At 43.0% G+C, this 539-nt stretch carries 1 protein-coding gene; it reads left to right on the top strand.

All coding sequences use genetic code 11. From position 1 onward, the window contains the following. Nucleotides 1-104: 104 nt before the first annotated feature. Nucleotides 105-539, top strand: a 435-nt coding sequence (locus tag JCM17471_RS13185) for a helix-turn-helix domain-containing protein (protein ID WP_147661021.1), incomplete at its 3' end; no start/stop codon positions are given.

Raw genomic sequence — 539 nt, 5'->3', positions numbered from 1 at the left:
CTTGAATTTACAATTGAAGTGGAACACTAAGAAAAAAGACTGACCCACTAGGAGACAGCGTAGAATGTTGTTTGTCGAGAACATCATCTTACGGAGGTTTCCTAATGAGCCATTACAACCAGCTTACAGCTATTGAACGCGGTCGTATAGAGTCTTTTATTCAACTTGGACTATCTTTTCACGAAATAGCGACGCGCTTAAATCGTAGTGTTAGCACAATCTCCAGAGAAATCCATCGCTGTACCAAGGAATACAAGGCTTTAGCGGCACAGAAAGATTATCTCAAGAGGCGTAAGGCTTGTCGCCGTCCACGTATTTTTGAGAACGCTGAGCTACGACGTGCTGTTATTAATGCCATCCAAGATGATCATTGGTCCCCAGAACAAATCGTTGGAAACTACCAACGTGCCAATGGATCTAGCCCATTTAGTTTCATCACAATCTACCGAGAAATACATCGAAATAACCTTGGTATGCCTAAAAGTCACGGCGCAAGAGGAATTGCACGTAAATTGCGCCACCGAGGTAAAACAAGACAT

Origin of the sequence: Lacticaseibacillus saniviri JCM 17471 = DSM 24301, from assembly GCF_001311785.1 — a bacterium.
Lineage (GTDB): Bacteria > Bacillota > Bacilli > Lactobacillales > Lactobacillaceae > Lacticaseibacillus > Lacticaseibacillus saniviri.
The sequence above is the reverse complement of the archived record's forward strand: the minus strand, read 5'-3'. Positions and strand labels throughout refer to the sequence as shown.